The sequence below is a fragment of the Psychrobacter sp. JCM 18903 genome (genome assembly GCF_000586475.1).
Classification (GTDB): Bacteria; Pseudomonadota; Gammaproteobacteria; order Pseudomonadales; family Moraxellaceae; genus Psychrobacter.
This window is the reverse complement of record NZ_BAWJ01000015.1, coordinates 67,311-92,605: the sequence shown is the minus strand read 5'-3', so window position 1 is coordinate 92,605 and position 25,295 is coordinate 67,311. Positions and strand designations below refer to the sequence as shown.

18 protein-coding genes, 5 pseudogenes and 1 riboswitch are annotated in these 25,295 nt (G+C 43.6%); of the genes and pseudogenes, 8 read left to right on the top strand and 15 right to left on the bottom strand.

All coding sequences use genetic code 11. The annotated features are described in order from the left end of the window. Positions 1-39: 39 nt before the first annotated feature. Both TT12_RS17535 and TT12_RS11230 read right to left on the bottom strand, forming a co-directional pair. Complete coding sequence (locus tag TT12_RS17535; RefSeq protein WP_243443622.1) at positions 40-381, bottom strand: hypothetical protein; 342 nt, start codon at positions 379-381, stop codon at positions 40-42. Further along, positions 348-1,190: a histidine kinase gene (locus TT12_RS11230; RefSeq protein WP_243443621.1), complete on the bottom strand. Its 843-nt coding sequence runs from the start codon at positions 1,188-1,190 to the stop codon at positions 348-350. The genes TT12_RS17535 and TT12_RS11230 overlap by 34 nt, the downstream gene beginning before the upstream one ends. 125 nt (positions 1,191-1,315) lie before the next feature. On the opposite strand from TT12_RS11230, the gene argH reads away from it, so the two are divergent. Beyond that, positions 1,316-2,689 carry an argininosuccinate lyase gene (gene argH / locus TT12_RS11225; RefSeq protein ID WP_045454898.1) on the top strand — a complete coding sequence of 458 codons (1,374 nt, stop codon included), beginning with the start codon at positions 1,316-1,318 and terminating at the stop codon, positions 2,687-2,689. A gap of 306 nt (positions 2,690-2,995) precedes the next feature. Beyond that, on the top strand, positions 2,996-3,286 hold the full coding sequence (locus TT12_RS11220; protein WP_045443086.1) for an oxidative damage protection protein: 291 nt from the start codon (positions 2,996-2,998) through the stop codon (positions 3,284-3,286). Positions 3,287-3,374: 88 nt separating this feature from the next. Here TT12_RS11220 and phoU read toward each other — a convergent pair whose 3' ends face one another. The 5 genes and pseudogenes from phoU to pstS form a co-directional block, all read right to left on the bottom strand. Next, entirely contained in the window at positions 3,375-4,181 is an 807-nt protein-coding gene (phoU, locus tag TT12_RS11215) for a phosphate signaling complex protein PhoU (protein ID WP_045454895.1), read from the bottom strand. 119 nt (positions 4,182-4,300) lie between these two features. Next, on the bottom strand, positions 4,301-5,227 hold the full coding sequence (gene pstB / locus TT12_RS11210; protein ID WP_201502068.1) for a phosphate ABC transporter ATP-binding protein PstB: 927 nt from the start codon (positions 5,225-5,227) through the stop codon (positions 4,301-4,303). Between the two features lie 97 nt (positions 5,228-5,324). Continuing rightward, complete coding sequence (gene pstA / locus TT12_RS11205) at positions 5,325-6,230, bottom strand: phosphate ABC transporter permease PstA (protein WP_045454893.1); 906 nt, start codon at positions 6,228-6,230, stop codon at positions 5,325-5,327. 91 nt (positions 6,231-6,321) lie between these two features. Then, positions 6,322-7,274, bottom strand: a pseudogene (gene pstC / locus TT12_RS11200) (phosphate ABC transporter permease subunit PstC). Between the two features lie 196 nt (positions 7,275-7,470). Next, a pseudogene (gene pstS / locus TT12_RS11195) lies at positions 7,471-8,633 on the bottom strand (phosphate ABC transporter substrate-binding protein PstS). Between the two features lie 291 nt (positions 8,634-8,924). After that, a riboswitch (TPP riboswitch) is annotated at positions 8,925-9,069 on the top strand. A 249-nt stretch (positions 9,070-9,318) separates the two neighbouring features. Between pstS and thiC the strand changes: the two are divergent. Further along, positions 9,319-11,258: pseudogene (gene thiC, locus TT12_RS11190) on the top strand (phosphomethylpyrimidine synthase ThiC). A gap of 64 nt (positions 11,259-11,322) precedes the next feature. Here the strand turns inward: thiC and TT12_RS11185 are convergent. From TT12_RS11185 to TT12_RS11175, 3 genes are all read right to left on the bottom strand, one after another. Next, the gene (locus tag TT12_RS11185; RefSeq protein WP_201606009.1) at positions 11,323-12,420 is read right to left on the bottom strand and encodes a hypothetical protein; all 1,098 of its coding nucleotides are present in this window, start codon (positions 12,418-12,420) and stop codon (positions 11,323-11,325) included. 107 nt (positions 12,421-12,527) lie between these two features. Then, positions 12,528-13,430, bottom strand: a complete 903-nt coding sequence (locus TT12_RS11180; protein ID WP_045454889.1) for a fructose bisphosphate aldolase — start codon at positions 13,428-13,430, stop codon at positions 12,528-12,530. A 192-nt stretch (positions 13,431-13,622) separates the two neighbouring features. Continuing rightward, complete coding sequence (locus tag TT12_RS11175) at positions 13,623-14,471, bottom strand: hypothetical protein (protein WP_045454888.1); 849 nt, start codon at positions 14,469-14,471, stop codon at positions 13,623-13,625. Positions 14,472-14,789: 318 nt separating this feature from the next. On the opposite strand from TT12_RS11175, the gene TT12_RS11170 reads away from it, so the two are divergent. The 3 genes and pseudogenes from TT12_RS11170 (at position 14,790) to TT12_RS19435 (ending at position 18,282) form a co-directional block, all read left to right on the top strand. Next, positions 14,790-16,694 (top strand): ABC transporter ATP-binding protein, encoded by a 1,905-nt coding sequence (locus tag TT12_RS11170; RefSeq protein ID WP_045454887.1) that lies wholly within the window; start codon positions 14,790-14,792, stop codon positions 16,692-16,694. Between the two features lie 51 nt (positions 16,695-16,745). Beyond that, positions 16,746-17,636: an alpha/beta fold hydrolase gene (locus tag TT12_RS11165; RefSeq protein WP_045454886.1), complete on the top strand. Its 891-nt coding sequence runs from the start codon at positions 16,746-16,748 to the stop codon at positions 17,634-17,636. A 17-nt stretch (positions 17,637-17,653) separates the two neighbouring features. Continuing rightward, positions 17,654-18,282, top strand: a pseudogene (locus TT12_RS19435) (alpha-ketoglutarate-dependent dioxygenase AlkB family protein). 191 nt (positions 18,283-18,473) lie between these two features. Here the strand turns inward: TT12_RS19435 and TT12_RS17520 are convergent. The 5 genes from TT12_RS17520 to TT12_RS11140 form a co-directional block, all read right to left on the bottom strand. Further along, a complete protein-coding gene (locus tag TT12_RS17520; protein ID WP_243443619.1) occupies positions 18,474-19,106 on the bottom strand; it encodes a zinc-binding dehydrogenase in 633 nt (210 codons plus the stop codon). A 47-nt stretch (positions 19,107-19,153) separates the two neighbouring features. Next, positions 19,154-19,477, bottom strand: a complete 324-nt coding sequence (locus TT12_RS17515; protein WP_243443618.1) for an alcohol dehydrogenase catalytic domain-containing protein — start codon at positions 19,475-19,477, stop codon at positions 19,154-19,156. Between the two features lie 87 nt (positions 19,478-19,564). Continuing rightward, complete coding sequence (locus tag TT12_RS11150; protein ID WP_045443058.1) at positions 19,565-20,323, bottom strand: endonuclease/exonuclease/phosphatase family protein; 759 nt, start codon at positions 20,321-20,323, stop codon at positions 19,565-19,567. 4 nt (positions 20,324-20,327) lie between these two features. Further along, on the bottom strand, positions 20,328-20,987 hold the full coding sequence (locus TT12_RS11145; protein ID WP_201606005.1) for a M949_RS01915 family surface polysaccharide biosynthesis protein: 660 nt from the start codon (positions 20,985-20,987) through the stop codon (positions 20,328-20,330). Positions 20,988-21,244: 257 nt separating this feature from the next. Then, complete coding sequence (locus TT12_RS11140) at positions 21,245-22,357, bottom strand: AOC03_06830 family ribosome hibernation factor (protein WP_045454884.1); 1,113 nt, start codon at positions 22,355-22,357, stop codon at positions 21,245-21,247. Between the two features lie 435 nt (positions 22,358-22,792). Between TT12_RS11140 and TT12_RS11135 the strand changes: the two are divergent. Both TT12_RS11135 and TT12_RS11130 read left to right on the top strand, forming a co-directional pair. Further along, positions 22,793-24,976 (top strand): annotated as a pseudogene (locus tag TT12_RS11135) (M3 family metallopeptidase). Next, complete coding sequence (locus tag TT12_RS11130; protein ID WP_045454882.1) at positions 24,977-25,234, top strand: YheV family putative zinc ribbon protein; 258 nt, start codon at positions 24,977-24,979, stop codon at positions 25,232-25,234. Positions 25,235-25,295: the final 61 nt, after the last annotated feature.

Below are 25,295 nucleotides of genomic sequence, written 5' to 3'. Positions count from 1 at the left end.
TTGAGAAATAAAATACAAAATTAAGCCCAAAAAAAACGGTCATAAACTAACATCTTGCAGCGGATAGTCGATGACGGTAATAATTCGACTACTGGTAACGCTACTTTTAATATCCGCACTTTGACCGAAATAAGCCCGTAAACGTTCCGCTTGAATATAAAAGTTCATGTGCTGACGTAAATCATGGTTAATAATCATGGTTTTTTTCGGCAGCGCGACACCAATCGTAATCACAACCCGATGCTGCTGCCAAGTGACTCTAATATTGATATAAATGGTTTCAGTGGTCATCTCCACCACATTCAGCAGCATTTTTTCTAGCACGCTCTGTAAGGTCAAGGCGGTAATCACCATGTCATACATGACATCTTCGTCAGGCAATTGCAACTCACTTCAAGCTTATCCGCTAAGCGGCTAGACTCAATCGCTAGATAGTGCTCACAAAGAGCAATTTCTTCTTCAAAACTAATCTCTCGTGCCCCATTGAAACTGGCACGGAATAAGGCAGAAACGTGCTGTAATAAAGCAGAAGCTCTTGCTGGATTGGACTCTATCAGTGACACAAGGGTATTAATGGTATTAAAGAAAAAATGCGGGGCAATTCGCGCTTTGATCACATCATTTTGTGCACTCAATTTCTGCTCAAACGATTGTTTGAGCGCATTCGTCTCACGATAACGACGTAAAAAATACAGTAAGAACACCAAGGTAAAGCCACCACTAATCAATACATTAAATAATATATTTAGAATAAAAGTCTGACGATCATATTCAAACCAACCAATATTAATCATCACCAGCATGACTAAAATCATGGATATGGTAGATGCCACCATGAGTAAGGCAAGCACATACATGCTGGCTTTAGGTATACTCATGCCCTTAAAAATGGGGCGCAAATAATCAATGAGGTATAAGGAAGGAATAATACTCAAGGTGTTTTGCAGGACTCTGCTAAACAGCTGAATCAAAAAATCTGACCACGTGGCAATATCATAGCGATTTATTACCGTGACAAATAGTGACCAAAAAAAGATATAAATGAACCACTGCCAAGGCTTCATGACTTCCATGAGCTTAGGAATAAAAAACTCTAAGCGCTCCGCTAGTAAGGCAACCTCATCCTTTGCTATACTTGAGCTCTTATTCTGCTGACTTGTCTTGTACCGATATGAACGCCAATTCTTCAAAACCTAGTAGTCCCGAATCAAATGTAAACCCATCTGTCTCTGATTCTAGCACAGATGCTCCGATAACAAATAACGCTGCACAAAACAACCCTGTAAGCAGTCCTTCAAACAGCCAAGGTCAGCAGATGTGGGGCGGACGCTTCAGTGAAGCGACGGACAGCTTTGTCGCTGCCTTCACCGCCTCTGTTGGCTTTGATCAACGCTTTGCGCGTCACGATATTCAAGGCTCAATCGCCCACGCGACCATGCTGAAAGAATGTGACATTTTGACCGCTGACGAAGTAGCCACCATTATTGATGGTCTGCATCAGGTACTGCGCGAGATTGAGGCTGGCGAGTTTAACTGGTCAATCGCGCTAGAAGACGTGCACATGAATGTTGAGTCGCGCTTGACTGACATCATCGGCGCTGTTGGTAAAAAACTGCATACGGGTCGTAGCCGTAACGATCAGGTTGCCACCGATATTCGTCTTTGGCTACGCGAAGAGACTGATAATATCATTGCCTTATTAGTACGCTTGCAAAGTGGTTTACTTGATTTGGCTGAGCAGCATACTGACACTATTATGCCCGGCTTTACGCATTTACAAACGGCGCAGCCAGTGAGCTTTGGTCATCACGTCATGGCGTGGTTTGAGATGTTATATCGCGATACCGAACGTCTGGTCGATGCGCGCCGCCGTATTAATCAGATGCCACTTGGTAGTGCTGCCCTTGCTGGCACGACATTCCCAATCGATCGTACCATTACTGCTGAGTTGTTAGGTTTCGAAGGTATTTGCCAAAACTCGCTTGATGCCGTATCAGACCGTGACTTTGCGATTGAATTTACCTCAGCCGCTTCTATCTTGATGATGCATATGTCACGGATGAGCGAAGAGATTATCCTATGGATGTCAGCGCAGTTTAACTTTGTACAAATCCCTGATCGCTTTTGTACTGGCTCATCTATCATGCCGCAAAAGAAAAATCCTGATGTGCCAGAGTTGGTCCGCGGTAAAGCAGCACGTGTCTTTGGGCAGTTAATGACACTTTTAAGTCTAATGAAGAGTCAGCCACTGGCTTATAACAAAGACAACCAAGAAGACAAAGAGCCGTTGTTTGATTGCGTCGATACGCTTACCGGCTGTTTATTGGCTTTTGCTGATATGCTACCGAATATCACTCCAAATAAAGAAAACATGCGCGCCGCTACGATGAAAGGCTATGCGACTGCGACTGATCTTGCAGATTATCTGGTACGCCAAGGCGTGGCGTTCCGTGATGCGCATGAAGTGGTCGGTAATGCCGTTGCTTTGGGTATTGCCGAGGGCGTTGATTTAAGTGATTTATCATTGGCACAGCTACAGCAGTTTAGCGATGCAATCGGTGATGATGTCTTTGAATATTTAACGTTAGAAGGCTCATTAGCAGCCCGTGACCACTTAGGTGGTACAGCACCAAATCAAGTTAAGCAAGCCGTTGCTCGCGGTCGCAGCCGTTTAGAGGTATTTGCGTAAAAGCGCATTGTTGACCTGACAGCTTTTACCATAAAAAACACCCGCCCCTGCTGCGGGTGTTTTTGATACCATGATGAGGTAAAGTAAATTCAGCTAATAATATTTAAGGCGCTCATGCTGAATAAGTGCTAACTAATACCATTCACAGAAATTAGAGTAGCAAGGAAAACGAGTGAAAGTACTACGCCTTGTAGGCTAAGCGAGTTTGACACAGCTAATCTTACTTTTTGGGTTTGGTATAACTATTCTCATGAGTGATTCAATAACATATTTTTATAATAACCAAACCATAATAAGGAACGCCTTATGACTGAAACTTTTAATCCGCAAGCCAATACGGTATTTTGCCGTAAGTATCAGCAAGAATTGCCAAAAATGCCGCACCCGCCTTTTCCTAATAAAAAAGGTCAGGAGCTACAAGAAACGGTATCTGACAAAGCGTGGAAAGAATGGCTTGAACAGCAAACGATGCTGATTAACGAAAACCATCTAAGTATGTTAGATCCTGCTGCCAAAAAATTCCTCACCGAACAACGGGATAAATTTTTAGATAATGAAGATTATGAGCGTGCACAAGGTTGGACGCCGGAGAGCTAGTTGTTTTTTATTATTGCCATAAAATAAAAACGCGCTATTTAATATCGCGCGTTTTTTTGGATGTAAAATTAACGATGAACTGTTTTTTTCAGCCCTCATCACCGTTTGAGTCTACAAAATCAGCGGCTGAATTGACGGCAGGTTTAGTGGCAGACAGGGTGCTGACTTGGCGCGCCGCCATACGGTCATTGGCTTCTTGCACGGCTTTTTCGACCAGCGCATAGTCGGAATGACGCACATCTTGCCCACTAATATAGTTAATCACCAGTTCTGCAATATTTTGTGCATGATCGCCTACCCGCTCAAGCGCGCGCAATACCCACATAATATTGATAACTTTTGAAACGTGCCGTGAATCTTCCATAATATAGGTCATCAAAGCACGGATGGCTGACTGATACTCATCATTGACCATGCTATCGTTACGCATGACCTCAAACGCTTGCTCAGCATTCGATTGACTAAATGCCTCTAGCGCATTGTGCAGCATCAAACGAACCTGATTGCTGAGGTGTTGCACCTCCGCATAACCGTATGACAGTTTACCTTGTGCCGCAATTTTTTTGGCCATCTGAGCGATTTTGACAGCTTCATCACCGATGCGTTCTAAATCAACCACGCCTTTACTGATGGACATGACCAAGCGTAAATCACTGGCGGCGGGCTGGCGTTTGGCGACCAATAGCAAGATATGCTCATCCAACTCGACTTCCATTCGATTGATATCAAAGTCCATATCAATCACCTCTTGCGCCAGTGTCTCATTTTTATCGATAAGCGCATGGATCGCTTTCGCCACTTGGTTGGCCGCGCTATCACCCATGTATAAAAATAAACGGATAGCTTCATCAAGATCTTGGTCAAAACTTTTGGAGATATGCTTATCGCTTTGCATAAGAGGTATTCCCTAAAATCCATATTTTGGTAGCGCGGTGTGGCTGTTGAGTCGAACAGATTGGCTCACGATATCTTATTGAACATATCGAGCACGTCGTCCTTGCTCAGACCGCGATGTTAGCCATAACGACCCGTAATATAATCTTCTGTGGCGGTTTGGGCAGGCTTGGTAAATATCTGGTCGGTCTCGCCCATCTCAATCATATCGCCTAAGTACATATAGACGGTGTAATCTGACACGCGCGCGGCCTGTTGCATGTTATGCGTGACAATGGCAATGGTGTAATCCTGTTTTAAGTCTTCAATCAAATCTTCGATCGCACCTGTCGAGATAGGGTCAAGCGCTGATGTCGGCTCATCAAGCAGCAATACTTCAGGCTTGGTCGCGACGCTACGCGCAATACACAAGCGTTGCTGCTGACCGCCTGATAACGAAAGCCCTGATGCTTTGAGCTTGTCTTTTACTTCTGGCCATAATGCAGATTTTTTGAGTGCCCACTCTACCCGATTGTCTAGCTCAGCCTTGCTCAACTTTTCATAAAGGCGTACTCCAAAGGCGACATTGTCATAGATTGACATCGGGAACGGGGTTGGTTTCTGAAAGACCATACCGACTTGGGCGCGTAGCAAATTGACATCGACGTCTTTACCCAAGATATTGTTGCCATCAAGATTAATATTGCCTTCTGCCCGCATACCTGGATATAAATCATACATACGGTTGAAGGTACGCAACAGCGTCGACTTGCCGCAACCTGAAGGACCAATGAAAGCAGTGACTTTTTTATCAGGAATATCGATATTGATATTTTTTAGCGCTTGAAAGTCACCATAATAAAAATTCAGATCTCGAATTTGCATTTTTGCTGCAGGCATGTTTTTGGGAATATCATGAAGCGTCTGTTTGGTTAGGCTGGCAATATCTGGCTGCTCTATTTGTGCTGCCGTCGACATCGGTCTGTTTAATAAACTGTCTGTTGTTGGATTAAATTTATCTGCCGCATTGAATTTATCGACAGGCTTTTTTGTACGGATTTTACTCATGACGTCATTCATAATATGTTCCAACCCAGCTCAATGAATATAAATGGAAGTAAATGCTCGAGGTAATCTAGGACAAGCCTTAATTTACCATCAGTCTTTATTTAGCCTGACCTCTACTACCGATGAACCTTGCCAAAATGTTTAATACCAAGACAGAGGTCGTGATCAGCAACGCTGCCGCCCACGCTAAGGTATGCCAGTTATCATAAGGACTCATCGCAAACTGGTAGATGGTATTGGGCAAGTTGGCAATAGGCTGACCCATATCTGTACTGAAATATTGGTTGTTAAGCGCCGTAAATAGCAACGGTGCTGTCTCACCGGTGATTCGAGCAAATGCCAGTAACACCCCAGTGGTCAGTCCTGCTCTAGCCGCCTTAATCGTTACTTGAGTCACCATTTTCCACTTGGGTGTGCCAAGTGCGTAAGCCGCTTCACGAATGCTATTAGGAACCAGATTGAGCATATTCTCAGTGGTACGCACGACCACAGGAATAACGATTAATGCCAAGGCCAACGCGCCTGCCCAACCAGAGAAACTTTGACCTTTTACCATTAATGCATAAATAAAGAGACCAATCACAATCGAGGGTGCGGATAACAAAATATCATTTAAGAAACGCGTTACCTTGCCAAGCATACTGCCTTGAGCGAACTCGGATAAATAAATACCCGTCATGAGGCCAATAGGTGCACCGATAAACAATCCTGAAAACGCGAGCATTACTGAACCGACAATGGCGTTACGCAGCCCGCCCGCACTCATCGGTGGCGGTGTATCAGCAGTAAAAATAGGCAGCTGCACAATACCTTGAAAGCCTTCAACAAAGAGCGTCAACAATATCCAAAACAACCAAAATAGTCCAAAAACCATCGCCGACATGGCAAAGCCTAGACCTAACTTGTTGGTCAAACGGCGCTTGTTATAAAGGTTTTGATTGTAGCGGCTAGCGCTGTTTGGCTGAGTCGGTAGTGGTGCATTGATCGCATTGTTAGCAGCCATACTATTTATTTCCCATATCTTTTATCAATATCTATCAATGTTTATTGATGTCCAATAAATCCGTAAAACACCTATCGAGATTGTCAAACGACTACCGATTGCCTGCCTTGTGATCCATGCGCATGAGCATGAGTTTTGCTAGAGATAGTACAATGAAGGTGATGACAAATAAGATTAAGCCTAAATGTAATAAGGAAGCCAAATGTAGCTCACTCGACGCTTCGGCAAACTCGTTGGCTAAAGCTGAGGTAATGGTGACACCAGAGGTAAATAGACTCGGACTGATATTAAAGGCATTACCAATCAAGAAAGTCACTGCCATCGTCTCACCCAATGCCCGACCCAGTCCTAAGATCACGCCACCAACCACGCCAGCTTTGGTATATGGCAAAATGATCTTGAACATGACTTCCCACGTCTTGCGCCCATACCATATGCTGATTCTTTAAGCAGGTCTGGCACAACAGAGAAGACGTCGCGCATGGTAGCGGCGATAAATGGAATGATCATGATGGCGAGTACAAGGGATGCCGTAAACATACCCAGTCCCATTGGCGCGCCCGTAAATAGCTTGCCAATGATAGGCAATGGACCGACGTGCTCAATAAACCAAGGCTGAATGTGATCACCGAAGAAAGGCGCAAAGACAAACAATCCCCACATACCGTAAATGATAGAAGGGATACCCGCTAATAACTCAATGGCAATACCAAGTGGTTTTTTGAGGAAGGTTGGGCACATCTCGGTCAAAAATATGGCAATGCCAAAACTGATTGGTACTGCAATAAGAATAGCTATAAATGACGTTACTAGCGTGCCATAAATAGGGGCAAGAGCCCCGTACTCATTGGCGACCGTATCCCAATTATTACTGGTATAAAATCCAAGACCAAATGCCTGAATGCTCGGCCATGCTCCGATGATCAAGGAGACTAAAATGCCGCCCAACGATAAGAGTACCAATATGGCAAAAGCCTTAGTAGCATTCACAAACAATAAGTCATAGCGCTTTTGTTTAGCCAGTTGGGACCTTAAATCATTCATAAGTGTCTCAGCATTAAATAGGATCAAGTCAAAATAGTAGAAGCATTCATTCGGTTTTATCACAACAAACTTGTCATCAAATTTGCTGTGATAAAACCTCTCAAATAACTACCGGAGAATAGTTATTCGAGAGGATAACTCGAAAGGGACTAGTAAGGCACTGACAAGATATTAAAGAATATTTAGCAGAAACAGGTTACTGAGCAGGCTTATAAACAGGCTGTCCATCACTGCCTTTTACCTCGTTCCATTTTTCCTTGAATAAGGCAACCGCTGCATCAGAGAATGGTACGTAATCGAGTGCCATGGCATCATCGTCGCCTTGGGTATAAGCCCAATCAAAGAAGTTCAACACGCCAGCCACTTGCTGAGGATTCTCTGGCTGCTTATGTACCAAGATAAAGGTCGCAGCAGCGATCGGCCATGCTTGCTCAGTCTCAGAGTTGGTGATGACTTTATAAAAGCCTGCTTGCTGTGACCAGTCGATATCACCTGCCGCAGCAAATGTCTCAGCAGATGGTTGAACGACGTTGCCAGCAGCGTTTTTCAATGCAGTATGTGACATGTTATTTTGCTTAGCGTAAGCATATTCCACATAACCGATAGAGTTTTTCATACGGTTGACGTAGCTTGAAACCCCTTCGTTACCTTTACCACCTGCACCAGTCGCAGAAGTTGGCCATTTGACTGTTTTATCAACCCCGACGCTGTCTTTCCAGTCTGGTGAAACCTTGGCAAGATAATCCGTAAAGTTAAACGTTGTCCCTGAACCGTCTGAGCGGAATACTGTCGTAATAGCGGCATCAGGCAAAGTCAAATCTGGGTTCATGGCTTTGATAGCAGGGTCATTCCAATTACTGATTTTACCCAAATAGATGTCTGCCAACATTGCACCGTCTAATTTCAACGCGCCCGGCTCAATACCATCGATGTTGACGATTGGCACGACGCCACCGATAACCGTCGGAAACTGAATTAAGCCTGCTGCGTCTAGCTCTTCAGGCGTCATCGGCGCGTCAGACGCCCCAAAATCGACTGTCTTTGATTCGATTTGTTTGATACCACCAGAAGAGCCAATCGACTGGTAATTGACTTGACCACCGGTAGCAGCGTTATAGTCGTAAGACCATTTAGCATAGATAGCTGCGGGAACGATGCCCCTGCACCCGTGATATTCATAGCGATATTCTCAGCAGATTTAAAACCTGCTGCAGAAGCAGAGGTTGTCTGAGTAGTTGCTTCAGTGGTGGTGACAGCGCTACTGCTATCCGCAGCTGGCTCTGTCGTTTCAGTCGATTTATTACATGCCGTAAGCACTAATGTACAACTAACGGCCACTGCTAATAACGAATAACGCATGTAGGACTCCTAAAGTTTAACAACGATACAAAAAAGCATTGTTTGTGACATGCGTGCTATCTTGCCAAATTTTTATGACAGTTTAATGACAACCTCCAGAATCTTTCATTCGCTTTACATAATATTTAGATAAGCTATCTACAGCTCAGTAATATCAAGTGATTTCAATCACTGGTACTCTAGAGTCGTTCTCATAAAAACATCGAACCTCAAACTCAACGCCTGATATTTTCATCTAAATATCATTAGCCTCATTGCAGAACTTTGTTAGTATTGAGTTGATTTACAACACTGACAGACTCGGGGTGCGGTGTATTATTGGCTCGCTTTACTAAACTTGCTTTATTAAAGTAGTCGTCTTTATACATTCGCTGAGAGATCACCCGCCGAACCTGATGCGGTTAGTACCGACGCAGGGAAGTCTTAAGCACTTTGTTATTTATGGCAAAGGACGTGCAGAAATGCCTTTTTTATCCTCATTACTCCCTTAATGTGCCTGATGTACTATTAAGTAGTGAAGACTGATATAAAGCTGCGTCCAACGTTTGATGAGCATCATCCGCGACTATGTTTTTTGGTCGTAGGCTAATGCTCATGAGCTGAATTTGTCTGGATCACAGGTGCTACCCCCCGCAGCTACTGGCGGTGTTGCTTTTATTCAAAAACCAACACGCTAGGACAGCATATGACAACTTTATTAGCCACTTCTCCTTCTCAAAAACCTTCTAAGACAGATGCGTTAAAGACCCCTGCTCACCGCAGTGCTAGTGATGCACGCTTTGAAGAAGACGCTCGCGATTTACACCGCATACTCCCCGCCTCTCGTAAAGTCTATATCGAAGGCTCTAGATCCGATATTCAAGTACCCATGCGTGAAATCACGCTTGACCCTACTCCTGTGCAAGGCGTTTCTGAGAACGAATGGGAACAGAACCCACCCTTTTATGTATATGACACATCAGGCGTGTATACCGACCCCAACGTCGAGATTGATTTGACGAAAGGCTTGCCGAAACTGCGTGAAGGTTGGATAAATGAGCGCGGTGATACCGAGCAATTAAGCGGACTGTCTAGCTCTTACGGAATGGCACGCGCCCGCGATATCAGCACTGCCAATCTACGATTTGCTCATATCGACAAACCTCGCCGCGCCAAAGATGTCGATGGCAAAGCTGGCAACGTCACGCAGATGTACTATGCACGCCGCGGCATCATCACCCCAGAAATGGAATATATCGCCATTCGCGAAACCCAAAAGCAGCACGAATTGACCGATATGCGTCAGCATGACGGTGATAACTTTGGCGCTAATACGCCGACGGTTATTACCCCTGAGTTTGTGCGGAGTGAAGTGGCGGCTGGGCGAGCGATTATTCCAAACAATATCAATCACCCTGAATCTGAGCCGATGATTATCGGACGCAATTTCTTGGTTAAAATTAACGCCAATATTGGTAACTCAGCGCTAGGCTCTTCTATCGATGAAGAAGTGTCCAAGATGACGTGGGCCACACGTTGGGGCGCGGACAACATCATGGATTTGTCGACTGGCAATCATATTCACGAAACGCGCGAATGGCTGATTCGTAACTCGCCCGTACCAATTGGTACCGTCCCTATTTATCAAGCACTCGAAAAAGTCGATGGCGTGGCAGAAGATTTAACGTGGGAGATTTTCCGCGATACGCTCATTGAGCAAGCGGAACAAGGCGTTGATTACTTCACCATTCACGCCGGTGTACTGCTGCGGTATGTGCCGCTAACTGCTGGACGCTTAACGGGCATCGTCTCGCGTGGCGGATCTATTATGGCGCAGTGGTGCATGTTTCATAATAAAGAGAGCTTTTTATACACCCATTTTGAAGATATCTGCGAGATTATGAAGCAGTACGATGTGGCGTTTAGTCTAGGCGATGGCTTACGTCCAGGCTGTTTGCAAGATGCCAATGACGAGGCGCAATTTGGTGAGCTGCGTACCCTTGGCGAGTTGACCCAAGTGGCTTGGAAGCATGACGTACAGGTCATGATTGAAGGTCCCGGTCACGTAGCAATGAACCGTATTAAAGAAAATATGGATTTGCAGTTAGAAGTTTGTGCCGACGCACCTTTTTATACCTTAGGGCCACTAACCACTGATATCGCACCTGGTTACGACCATATTACCAGTGCGATTGGTGCGGCGATGATTGGCTGGTTTGGCACGGCAATGCTCTGCTATGTCACGCCAAAAGAGCATTTAGGTCTGCCTAATAAAAAAGATGTTAAAGACGGTATCATCACCTATAAAATCGCTGCTCATGCCGCCGACCTTGCCAAAGGACATCCGGCGCACAAGCTCGTGATAATGCGTTATCTAAAGCCCGATTTGAATTCCGCTGGGACGACCAGTTCAATCTGGCGCTCGACCCTGATACCGCCCGTGAGTTCCATGATGAAACCTTACCTAAAGACGCGCATAAGACGGCGCACTTTTGCTCGATGTGTGGCCCTAAGTTTTGCTCAATGAAAATCACTCAGAATGTGCGGGATTATGCGGCAGGGCTGGATAAAGATGCCGCTAATAAAAAATCAACTCCGAAATCGGATGATTCAATCAATGTAGGTCATGTTATTAAAGAGGTGTAGTGCTTTACTTACTGAAAACTGGCTAACTTAAAAAGCTTGAATCCATCCACTGGGTTCAAGCTTTTTAAGTACTTACTTGTGAGGGTTGTAAAAAAACCCGTTTCAAATAAGAATCGCATAACTTCATAATGATTAAATAAACAAGCAAAATCAGTGGATAGCCAAAGATAATAATAATAATAATAGTATAACCATGATACCTGCTGGCATGCTCGCCCAGTAACCAATCTATAAGATAAATCTTATAGAAAACTATCATCAATACGATAAATGGAACTATCAGAATCCCTAACCATGTGACCATCCATGCTCTTTTAAGGCTTTTCTTCCGGCTCCAATACATAAGTCCATAGTGAGCACCCCCTAACAAACATATTAAAAACAACAGAAGTATTAATGAGTCTAAGTTAATTAACCACTTTGCTAGAGGCATTGGTTGTGGTTGATAAGATATCTCAAGAACATCTTGAGGCAGATGATCAAAAAACCACTTAGAATCTGCTTTTATCATCCCACTTAAAGGTTCGCCAAGATTAGTCTTCAAATATTTCGACTCATCAGCAATCTTTAAAGTAACGGTCAAGTCACCAAAGCTTTTCCAAGTTTTGGCAGGTTTTAATGAATAGCTATAGATATATTGATTGGTCCAATCACTACGGTTTATTGTAGGATAGGCAGAGTATTTAACATTAATGACATGATTGCCTTCGCTTAAGTGTATCTCAAAGTATTTAGCGTCATTATTGAACGGCACAGCCATATCCGTTTCTGGATCATGATAAGCAGGCAATGATTTTGAATGACTTTCATAATCATAATTGATAAGTACTGGTACCGCTTGCCCATCGACTTCGACTATAAAGCTTTTGTCTGAATCATCACTTATATGATCTTCAAACACGTCAAAAACCAACGGTACTCGCTCACCTTCTTTATCGCTATAAATCTTGTAAGTAATATCATAATCAGCTTCATGAAAACCTTTTTTGATATTGATATTTATGGTTTCAGAGAGAATATCAATATCTTTGCTTGAATATACCGTGCTTGCATTGGTACCGTCGATGGTAGGTGAAGCCATATTGGCATAGCTAAACATACTGTGGCTTAGTAAAAGCAATCCTAAAATAATAAAGCGAAACACAACCTCTCCAGAAACCATAAAAACAAACACAAGTTTAATAAATATCTACTGTGAATGCCATTAAAAAAATCCCAGCAAACCTAAAGTCAGCTGGGATTCAAAATCAATTATAAAAGTATAAGGCTTTAAACCTTCGACGCCTCATAAATCTCTTCGATTGAGTTATTAATCGTTTCAGAAAATGCTTCATCACTTTGCTGCTTACTCAGCCCCTCAGTAAAGGCCCGTGAAAAACTAGCAATCATACCTGGATTTTGCTTGAGCTTAGCACAAGCATCGCCACGGCTGTAGCCGCCCGATAACGCCACAACTTTTAGCACTTTTGGATGATCAATCAGCTCTTGGTAAAAACCCGCTTCTTCTGGCAAAGTCAGTTTTAGCATCACTTGCTGCTCATCGTTTAAACGCTCAAGGTTGCGCAAAATATTAGTTTTGAGTATTATTTCACATTCATGCTTTTTGCTACTGTTGATATCTACTTCAGGCTCTACGATTGGCATCAGACCTTTTGAGAGTATCTGTTTTGCCACATCGAATTGCTGTTGCACGACCAGCTCAATGCCATCGACATTCGGCTCATAAATTACTGAGCGCATTTTGGTGCCAAATACTGGATAGTTTTTGGCTTTATCGAGTAGCAAATCTAAATTTGGCATCGGACGCATCACTTGGACGCCATTCATTTGCTCAGCCAAACCCTTATCCACTTTTAAAAACGGTACGATATTTTTATCTTCCCATAGATAATTGGCCGTCGGTTTGCCATTGACCTCACGTTCCATAGTATCTTCGAACAAAATCGCCCCAAGCACACGCTCATTATCAAAAGCCTCACAAGTCATGATACGCGCGCGCATTTCATGCACTTGGTCGAACATGGCTTCATCGTTGTCATAATCATCGCCTGTGACACCATAATTCTCTAACGCTTTTGGTGTACTGCCACCACTTTGATCAAGTGCCGCAATGAACCCTGAACCATTTTTGATACGTTGTAGTTGTTTGTTATATTGGTTTTGATATTCCATTGAGAGTGCGTCCTATTGTTATTTGTTAAGGTCAAGTGTCACAAAGTAAATCGCTTTTTATTGGCTAATATCAGCCTTACTGTTTGTAGACAACCTTATCATAGGACGCTCTTTGTGCCTATATCTGATAAGTTAACGCGTTGATAAAATAATTATCACCTATCCTATAAGCAAACTCACTAGGCTAAACGTTTATGCTAAAAACAGCACTGCCACACAGCAAATGGCTAATAATAAACCCAATACATTAATACGGTTAAGCGACTCCTTAAACACACCAACCCCTATCAAGGTTGCCACTGCAATGACACCGACATTCATACCGGTAAAGACGATGCTAGGCGACTCGGATAATAATTGATGCGCACGTACATAAGCATAAATATTGCCCATATTGAGCGCACCTAATAACAATCCTGCTGCGAGCGCATTCCCCTGCCAGCGCACCCGCGTAATCAGCAAATAAATAAACAGCAATAATCCTGCTAAGCCAAAACTGACAAATAATGTAAGAGGAAAAGCAGCGCCCTGCTTGGCAACTTGCTTGAACAAGATATCAATAATGCCATAGCCTGCCCAGACGCCAAACAACCATAGCGGTGTATGCTTCGATTGTCTGCTAATCTGACCCTGCTGTGGACGATAAATCAACGCTCCGAGTGCTAGAAAGCCCAATAACAGTCCAAATATTCGCGTGCTGGTCAGTATTTCACCAAACAATAAAAAAGCCGCGACGATAGGAATAATCAACGATAGCCGCTGAGCCGCATCGGTTGCTACCATTCCCACAGATTCAATCGCCCTTCCAAGGACAATAAACACGGCGGGAAGCAGGATACCAAGCGCGATAATAATGCCCCATGCACTGCCAAGCGTACCGAGTCCACTGACGTCTGGCTTCAATAAAAACCACGTCAGCAGAAAAGCCACCGGATAGCCTGCGACGATAGTCTGCCGTATGTCTATATTTTTCTGTCGTAACACTTTTAGCAATACTGAAACGGCGACACTACAAAGCACCGCTATCGTCAAATATATCATGAGCTATTACCTTGTTAAACTGCCGCTTTATGGGGACATTATTCGCTCATCATTCATATACTGAAGATAAAGCGCGAACCGCCAATTAGGATAAAGCCATAGAATGTAACAAAGTATTTCTTACACAGCAATCTATTTATTGGCTTTTATTCGACTGCTGACAAGTAGCTCTTTAGCCTTCAATTTACAATTAGCATGCAGGTCTGATTGGGAAGTTTGCTAAAATAGTACTCAATCCTAATAACAAAAGTAAAGATTCAAAATAACGAGTAATGTCGTTGATTTTGGCGTACTGCTATTGATGTTTTATGACTGCCTATGAATGCTCTATTTCGATTTTTTGAAACTCGCCTCCCTGCCTTTCCTGAAACCCCTATGCCGCTACCTTCACCCCGTGAGGGCATGCTAAAGTTCTTGTGGGCGTGTACCAACGGTTTACGTGGCTGGCTATTGATATTTATGATTTTGTCTGCGGGCATTGGCATCTATGAAGCGATGCTATTTGCTTGGATTGGGAATATTGTTGACTGGCTAGGCGTCTATACACCGCAGAATCTGTGGTTAGAAAAAGGCGATATGCTACTGCTCATGCTAGCCGTCATGATCATGAGTCCGCTATGGATTGCATTGTCATCATTCATCCATTTTCAGACCTTGCAAGGCGTCTTTCCTATGCAAATGCGCTGGCGCTTTCACCAGCGGATGCTTGGGCAATCGATGCAGTTTTATCAAGATGAATTCTCTGGACGTGTCTCAGCCAAAGTAATGCAAACCGCACTGGCCGTACGTGATACAGTCATGACCGTCACCGACATGTTTATGTATGTCACCGTTTATTTTATTACGTCAGGTGTCATTTTATTTAATCTGGACAGCCTATTATTAATCCCGTTTATCGTTTGGCTAGTCTTGGTTGCGCTGACCATTTGGTACTTTATTCCTAAGCTCAAACAAACTGCCATTGTGCAAGCCGATGCCCGTGCCTTGATGACTGGCCGCATTACCGATGCTTATGCCAATATCATGACCGTCAAGCTGTTTAGCCATTCACGCCGTGAGCTGAGTTATGCCAAAAATGCCATGGGGCAATTTTTAGGTACCGTCCATGCACAGATGCGCTGGGTCAGTTACTTAGAAGTATCAACATCTATCAGTGTGATTTTGGTTAGTGGCACTGCAGCTATTGGCTTATATTTATGGCAACAAGGCGCGGTCGGTGTCGGTGCGATTGCTGCCGCGACAGCCATGGCACTACGTTTGAACGGTTTGACTCGTTGGATCATGTGGCAAACTGCCAGTCTATTTGAAAGTATCGGAACCGTACAAGATGGCATGCGTACCTTATCAGCGCCGCAAAAAATCGTTGATAAGCCCAATGCACCCGCCTTGAAAGTCACCGAAGGTCGTATCGTTTTTGATCATGTTGATTTCAGTTATGAGAATGATAGCGACGCTGTCGAAGGCGATATCTTAGATACAGTGAAAACATCAGCAACGCCTACTACGAAGACTAAACTGCTCGATAACTTTTATTTGGACATTAAACCCGGCGAAAAGATAGGCTTGGTTGGGCGCTCAGGTGCCGGCAAATCTACCTTAGTTAATTTATTGTTACGCTTCTTTGATGTTGATAGCGGTAAAATCCTTATCGATGGACAAGCAATTGATGAAGTCACCCAAGAGTCTTTGCGCCAGCAGATAGGTATGGTGACGCAAGATACGTCTTTGCTACATCGGACAGTACGTGAAAATATCGCTTACGGTCGTCCTGACGCAACCGATGAAGAAATTATTACCGCTGCCAAGCAAGCGCAAGCATGGGACTTTATTAAAGACTTATATGATGATAAAGGCAATACAGGACTTGATACCCAAGTCGGTGAGCGCGGCGTCAAACTATCTGGCGGTCAACGTCAGCGTATCGCCATCTCACGTGTTATGCTGAAAAATGCGCCCATCTTACTATTGGACGAAGCGACCAGCGCCCTTGACTCTGAGATTGAATTTGCCATTACCGAAAGCCTGAATGACATTATGACAGGTAAAACGGTCATTGCGATTGCCCATCGTCTCTCTACCATTGCCGCACTTGATCGATTGGTGGTCATGGATAAAGGTCAAATTATCGAACAAGGCAGCCATGATGAATTATTAAATCTACACGGTGTTTATGCTCGCTTGTGGCACCGTCAAAGTGGTGGTTTTTTAGGTGAAGACAGCTAAGTACAACCCTTAATTTTCATTAAAAATCAGACACAAGGAGGTGTGTACATTATGAAAGCATTTGCAAAAAATATTAATATTAGTGGAAAACAAGCGCGCTACTATAACCTTAGCCAGCTTACACCATCGATACAATCAAGTACTGCCTCTCGCGTGCCAGCACACTTTTATGGTGGCAATAGTTTTACCGTTGGTACTTATAGTCCCTTATTAAGTGCGCTGGCAACTGACTTCAAAATCAGCTCGCTTGCGCTTCGTGGCTATTGGTATGACAAGCCGCAGCGCCGTCGTCTTACGCGCGAGCAGGATGCCGAGATACTTATTGAATTTTTAGAAAAAACGCAAGACAAACCCATCGTTGGTATTGGTCATTCGCAAGGAGCCACTGCCACCGCCATCGCTGCAGCCCAGCGCCCAGACCTGTTTTCACAGCTATATTTAATAGAGCCTGTGACCTTTACCAAACCACAAGCCAGACTCTATAATCTATTGCCGCGTAAGCTTCTGCTCAGTCGCGAACCGTTTAAAAGCACCCTCACCAAACTATCTACTTGGGCAAGCATCGATGATTATTATGAGAACTTACGCGCTCAACGTGCTTATAGAAGAATGAGTGATGCGCATTTGAGGGTATTTGCAGAACAAAGTTTATCCAAAGATACCAATGGCAGTTACACGCTGATATTTGCGCCTGAGCAAGAGCTCGCCAACTATTTCGGCGCGCCGCATATCGATACCGCCCTCAAGCAATTGAGCTGTCCTTATACACTTATCACTGGCAAGCCGACGTTGTTTATCAACCATAAAGTGCGACAACAATGGCAAAAATTCGTCCCTGATGACAGCATCATATCTTTGTTAGATTATGGTCATCTACTGCCGATGGAAGCACCTGAATTATGTGCTCAAGTTATCAATGAGCATTATCATAGTCATACATAAGCCGAGCCGTCTAAGTGATGACTGACCTTTTTGCGCCTACACCGACTGATAATCTGTTGCCTTACGATGGTCAGGTCAATGACTTAGGGGTAGTTATCAATGATGCTAACGCTCTGTATGAGAATTTACTAAATGAGCTACCTTGGCAGCCTGATATCGTGACGTTGTTTGGTAAAACGCATGTTACCACTCGCCAAATCGTCTGGATGGGTGACCACGATGTCAGTTATCATTACTCTGGACAGACGCGTCGAGCCATTCCATGGTCGAAGCAGATGTTGCACGTAAAACGACATATTGAGCAGCAGTTATCAAGCAGTGGTATCAACGTTGATTTTAATTCTTGCTTACTTAACCACTATCTCTGGTGCTGATGGCATGGGTTATCATGCGACGATGAAAAAGAGCTGGGCGCGCAGCCGATTATCGCTTCTTTATCGCTCGGTGCTAGGCGAAAATTTGTTTTTAAGCATAAAACCATTAGACAAGAGAATAAGCCCGTCAAAGTTGAGCTATATCTTGAGTCCGGTCAGCTTATCGTTATGCATGGTGATACGCAGGATTTTTGGAAGCACACCATTACAAAAACCAAAACTGTCGCATCAGGCGCATCAGCCTCACCTTTCGAAAAGTGCTACCGCATTAAATTAATGCAACTTAGTATAAGCTAGAGTGCGTCCTCGTTTTGAAAATGGTGATAAAAATGAGATAAACGGTAGCCAAACAAGGAAAATAGCTGATTAATATCGGGATATTAATCAGCTATTTGATGCAGTCTAGAAAGATTTAACCATTTTTAGCCCACTTAGTCGCATGCCTTCAGATTGAAGACATGCCCTAGCTCACTTTTAAAACAATCTTGCCAAAAGCAGCACCTTTTTGCAGCTCATTATGAGCCGAGACCACTTCAGACAATGGATATGTTTGCTGTATACGTAGCGTTAGCTTGCCATCAGCAACGAGCTGTAAAACTCGCGCCATATCTTCACCACTACGCTGCGCCTTATAACCTGCTACCTTTAACTGTTTCTGGCTACCCGCTTCTTTAAGTTTATCCACCCAAATCGTTGGTAACACATTGACGCGACCACCAGATTTGAGCACGCTAAGCGCTCGCACGCCTGCTTCATTACCAACCAAATCCAGTAGCACATCTGCCTGTAACTCAGGGAATTCACCATCTTTGGTATAATCAATCCAACCTGTAAGCTGATTGGTATCTATTATTTTATCAAGCTTGGCATATTTTTCTGGTGAGCAAATAACAGTCACCTTGATATTGTTTTTAGCCACTTTATCCATGAGCAGCTGAATCAACAAGTGACCCACGCCGCCTGCTGGCGCGTTTATCACCACATGCTCACCATCTTGAATATCTGCAAACTCTACAAACTGTATCGCCGTCTGTCCAATACAAGGCAGCGCACCTGCTTGCTCTAACGTGACAGAATCCGGTACTTTTGCCAGCATGTCAGCATCGACTGCTACATACTCTGCATAACAGCCACCATGAAAAGTCAGGGCAGCGACCTGTGTACCGATAGTAAATTGCTCACTACGACTATCGACACAGTGCCTGACATATCAAACCCCAAAATTGCAGGCTCATTTTTATCAAACTTGTCTTTTTGAATGGCATCAGCGCCCCAGCCTTTGCCTTGACGCGTTTTGTAATCGACAGGATTGATACCCGCGTAAGCAACTTTGACCAGTACCTGATTGTCTGTTAACACAGGAATGGCCACATCCTCTTGATAGCTCATCACTTCAGGTTCGCCAAACTCACGTATGAGTACAGCATGTTGGGTCGTTGGTAGCGGATTATGAGAAAGAGTAGACATCGTTATATATCCTTATAGGTATCTATTACTTTATTTTCGCATTCAATTTTATTTTTAGTGAATAACTTAAGCTTATCTAATAATCATTTATAAATGTGCCAATTCCGCACTGAGCGGCAGATGATCAGACAGTGTCGACCATGGTTTGCCCGTATGCACCCAGGCATTTTTCACTCTTAGATTACGCACATAAATACGATCTAAGCTCAGCACAGGAAGCTTGGCTGGGAAAGTTGGCAGCAGTTTGCCATGGCAATGTTTAAAGGCTTCGGTCATACCCAAGCTAGTAGCCAGCTTATCACAAGACATTTTTTTCCAATCATTAAAATCTCCTGCCAAAATCAGTGGTTGATCAGGTGCAATCTCATTACGAACATAGTTGGCAATGGCTTCATATTGCTTGATGCGATCACGCTCAAACAAATTTAGGTGTGCACACAGTACAACCACTGGTACATCCCATCCAACTGGTTGTACTTCGCAGTGCAAGACGCCACGCTGCTCAAGCTTATTAACGGTGATATTGACGTTATGCTTAGGATCCAATGGAAAACGGCTCAATACCGCATTGCCATGATGACCATTTTCATACTCTGAGTTTTTACCATAGCTATTTTGCAGCTGTAAATACTCACCAAACCATTCATGTTGCGATTGGTCAGGATATTCGTTGTACTGCATATTGCGCTTAAGATTCTGACCTTGCACTTCTTGGAGACATAGTACATCAGAGCCAATGATATCAAGGGCTTGGGCGATACCTTGTATTTTAACTTGGCGATTCATCGGCGACATGCCTTTATGAATGTTATAGCTGGTTAGCACAAAAGAGGTTGTGGTAGTCATAGAATTAGTCATCATACTTAAAATAAATGGAACATTGGTTATCTCGCCACACTGATTGCAAGTGACGCCTAAATACTGATTTTTGAGGAGCTGATAGCGCTGATTGCTGTAGTAATTTTTCATCAATCTTGTAGTCACCACCGTAATAACCAGTAGCATCAACTGGCTGGTCTGTCTTGGCGTTACAAATTGCAGAGTTACCACGGATGGCGAATTTTTGCTGCCCTTCGTACATGACTACTTTCATCTCATCATAACTTACGTCACCACGACAACCGAGATAATAAGGCACACTCACTTCGACAATACCGTTATTATTAATATCAGTCACTACGGCGGTGTTTTTAGCGAATTCTGCGATTACATCTAACCCATCGCAGGGTACATAATCATATATTTGCCATACTCGTAAAGCCTCTTGTTCATCTATAACATATAAATGCGTGAAGACCTCTCCTGCTGGCTCGTCAGGGCTATTGGTTGAATTGAAACGCTGTAATTGAACCAAATACTGTTCTCCTACTGTGCCAATCCAAGAACGAATAGCAACAATATCTTTGGTCTTTAGCCTCATTTTATTTTTTTTAGAGTCTATTTGATAATAGTTTTGAATAGAAGGCGGCAATTGACCCCATGATAGATGGCTCACAGATATATTATTCATATCTGTCTCTGCCATACTGAGACTGGAGCTAAAGGCTATCATTGCTGTGACGCTAAATTGCATAAGAGTATTTGGTATGTTATTTCGCATCATTTAACAACCTAAGGCAATCAAGTATAAGTTTTAGATTAAGGCTTAATATATCATCAATGTAAAAAGAGCATTGATTCTTATCGAACCAATGCTCCCATACTATACCTATCTTCTATCAATGGCGAATTCGCAAAGGATTGTCATCAATAGGCACTATCTAGCAATTAATAGCGTGTCACCAAAGCAATTGGTTGATCTTCACCCATAATATCTTGTGGCATAAATACTGCTTCGCCACCATTATGAATGACATGCTCAATGATTTCGCCAATGGCATCATCAGTAACGCCTTCTGAAGCCGCATCATCTGCGAGACTCAAAGTCTGTGCCTTTTCATCAATTTTGGCTGATTGTATATAACCACGACGGACATAAAGCGTCTCGCCTGCACCTTGGAAGGCACTGCGGTAGACTTCTTGTAGATCTGTTTGCAACATATTGGCACCGCGTGCTTTATCAATCTCACCCATGGCAGCTTGATGCAGTGATGTACGATAGCCTTCCACCGCCTCTTGCACACTATTGATAATATGCTGAGCACTACCATCTTCTAGATTGGTCGCATTTGACACTGTGGCAATGATGTTGTCTGGACGATCACAAACTTCTTTATAGTAGCCGATATTTTTAGCATCGCCAACGACAACCAAAGGCATTTTATGCTCACCCCACAGCTCTTGGACACTTTTATCAACCTGATTAAAAAACTCTTTTAGATAGCTGCTTTCATTATTAGACGAGCGATCCGATCCACCATCGCCTGTCGTATATAGACCGTTGTTTTCAATAGGAAATGGGATATTATCCATGTTTTTTTGTAAGTCATCGTCCTTATCAAACTCTCTCACCACGCGATCATTAGACGCTTCAATCAAGCGGGCATTATCACGAGTGAGCACCAAGGTGTAATAATGCACCGCGCTTGCCATATCACGCACCAAATCTCGAGTCGCAAAACGATGTGAAATCACCACACGCTCCGTGGTGTCAATCGGCATACGGATAACTTGAACATCCTCAGTACTAGCAAAAATAGCTAAGGTATCAAGATTTAAGTTGTGATTTAGCTCTTTGGTTTTATCATGAATCTTATCGAGTATGGTAGTCGCTGTGCGCTTATCGTATTCGTTGGTTAAGCGTTCTTCAGCCACTTTTAATTGGTTCTTCAGGGCAATGGGATCTTGATCATTAGCAGGATGCTCGCGATGAGTCTTAACAAAGATACTAACCGCAGGATTGGCTTTGGTTTCACGTAAACTTTTGAGAGTCGCTTTCATTTATTGCTCCTTGTTTTATTATCATTTACTTTTAACATTGTGATTTTTGCTATCAGTAGTGCAGTAGTGCTTAATCTTTTTATTCCATTGCCTTGATGCTAGCAGTCAAACCTCACTCGCTGTAGGGTTAATTTGCAAGCAAATGATAGCGCTTTGTAAGTAGAACACTCTGTATTGTTCTAAAAGCCTGACTGATCGACTTTAAATCCGTTTAATACTCACTATCTTCTCGCTTCACTTTTTATATAGTCAATAATTAGGTTGTATTTTCGTCAAACGAACCCATCTTTTATATAGCTTATCGATAAGACAGCAAAAAAAGAAAAATAACACAAAGCTAATGATGTTCTAAATGTCACGGCAAGCCAATCTCTTATATAAACTACGTTTACTCAATAATAATTCATTCACTACGAACAGATATCGGATACTTTTATGAAAACCCTTCCTGCAGATTTACGCCTTGTCGATTTTGACAACGTTTCGCCAAGTACCTTACAAAGCCATGTCATCAGTCTATCGATGCAGCCAATACATTTTTAGATGAGATGAGCGGAGATACTGATAGCCATAACCGTGCTGCTAATATCAGCGCTGAGCAAGCGCTGGCTGATGTGATGACTTTTGATCATATTAATCTGGCATTGGATCGCAGTTGGGGCATTTTATCGCACCTGAATAGCGTCATGAGCAATGATGACATTCGTCATGTCCATCATGAACTGCTACCCACACTATCGGCTTATGGCACACGAGTGGGACAGCATCAGCCGCTATTTAATCGTTATCAAACTATCGTCAATGACACAGCATTTTTTGCTACGCTTGAGCCTGCACGAGCGCGGGCTATTGAGCTTGCGCTACGCAGTTTTGAGCTGTCAGGTGTCGCATTACCAAAAGATGAACAAGAAAAGTTTGCGGCTATTCAAAGTCAGCTTTCTACCTTATCAGCGACCTTTTCAGATAACGTATTGGATGCCACCCAAGCTTATGCCTTACCGCTGCAGCAAGAGCAATTGGCAGGTCTAACCGAAAGTGGACTGGCGCTACTCGCAGATACTGGCGAACAGTATAAAGCGCGCGCGCTTGCCAACAGTACGCTCACGCAAGTAGAAGTCGATACGTTGCCAAATCCTTACTACGTGGCAAGCTTAAACATCCCTGTTTATCTTGCATCATGACCCATGCGGATGACCGCGAGCTGCGTGAGACCCTATACCGCGCTTATGTCACGCGTGCTTCTGAGTTTGATGCACATACCAATGCCAAAGGTGAGTCGCTAAATAACGCCGATATCATGAGTCAAATCCTGCAATTACGTGAGCAAAAAGCCAAGCTATTGGGTTTTGACAATTATGCAGAAGTCTCACTATCGACGAAAATGGCAGATAGTGTGGCAGAAGTAGAAACCTTTTTACGGAGTTTGGCCACGCAAGCAACTCCAGCGGCTAAGCAAGACTTAGCTCAGTTGCAAAAGTATGCGCAGGATTATGGTATTGATGAGTTACAGGCGTGGGACAGTGCTTATATCGCCGAAAAAGTAAAACAAAGCGAGTTCAGCTTATCGCAAGAAGAAATCCGCCCGTACTTTCCCTTACCAAAAGTAATTAGCGGATTATTTGCCATCGTTGAGCGTCTGTACGGTATCAAAGTCCAAGAGCAAAGTGAATACGTATCACGCTGGCACGACGATGTCAGCTTTTATCAGTTGTTTGATGCTGATGATAACTTGCTTGGTGGCTTTTACTTTGACTTATTTGCTCGTAGTGGCAAACGCGGCGGCGCTTGGATGAGTGGTTTTCAGTCGCGTTATAGTTATGATGAAAAAAATCATCAGCAATTGCCCGTTTGCTTTATGGTGGGTAACTTTACCCCTGCCCTCGATGGCAAATCAAGCTTATTGACGCATGATGAAGTATTGACGCTATTCCATGAGTTTGGTCACGGCCTACATCATTTATTAACCAAGTGACGGTCGGTGATGTCGCTGGTGTCAATGGCGTTGAGTGGGATGCGGTCGAGCTGCCCAGTCAGTTTATGGAAAACTGGGCATGGGATGCCGAAGGTATTGCGCTGATTAGTAGCCACGTCGAAACGGGTGCGCCATTACCAAAAGACAAACTTGCAGCGTTATTGGCGGTGAAGAATTTCCAAAGCGGCATGCAAACCCTACGTCAAATCGAATTCGCACTGTTTGACTTATTGATTCATGCGCATACGCCAGCGCTAGATTATGACGGTATATTAGCCACGCTAAATAGCGTTCGAGACGACATTGCTATCATGCAGACACCTGACTACAACCGTTTTGCCAACGGCTTTAGTCATATCTTTGCAGGCGGCTATGCGGCAGGTTATTACTCGTATAAATGGGCGGAGCTGCTATCGGCAGATGCCTTTAGCAAGTTTGAAGAAGAAGGTATTTTTAACCCTGTCACTGGTAAAGCCTTCCGTGAGACAATTTTATCCGTTGGTGGTAGCTTCCCTGCCAAGACCAACTTTGAAAACTTCCGTGGTCGCAGTGCCAGTATCGATGCGTTGTTACGTCATAGCGGTTTTGCTGATACTAAAAAAGGCCGTGCTGCTGCTAATGCCTCAACAACACATGGAATGATTTAAATGCGCTATCAATCAACGCGACCAAAGCGGCAGTTTTTATCTGGTGTTCGCTGCCCTAAGTGTCAAGTGATGGATGCGGTGGTACAAATAAACATCGTCGCCCCAGAACCTGATGAGTACATCGAATGCACATTATGTGGACATAGCGAACATCGCCCTGATCCTGATGTAATCAGTGCCAAAAACCATGCGGAAGATCAGCTTATACGTGATGCTATGGCTACTGGTACTAGCGGCACAGTAAAATTCAAGCCTTAAATATTAAGCGTCAAGTCTTAATAGCTACCAGCCTATCTAGCAATAGATAGGCTTTTTATTT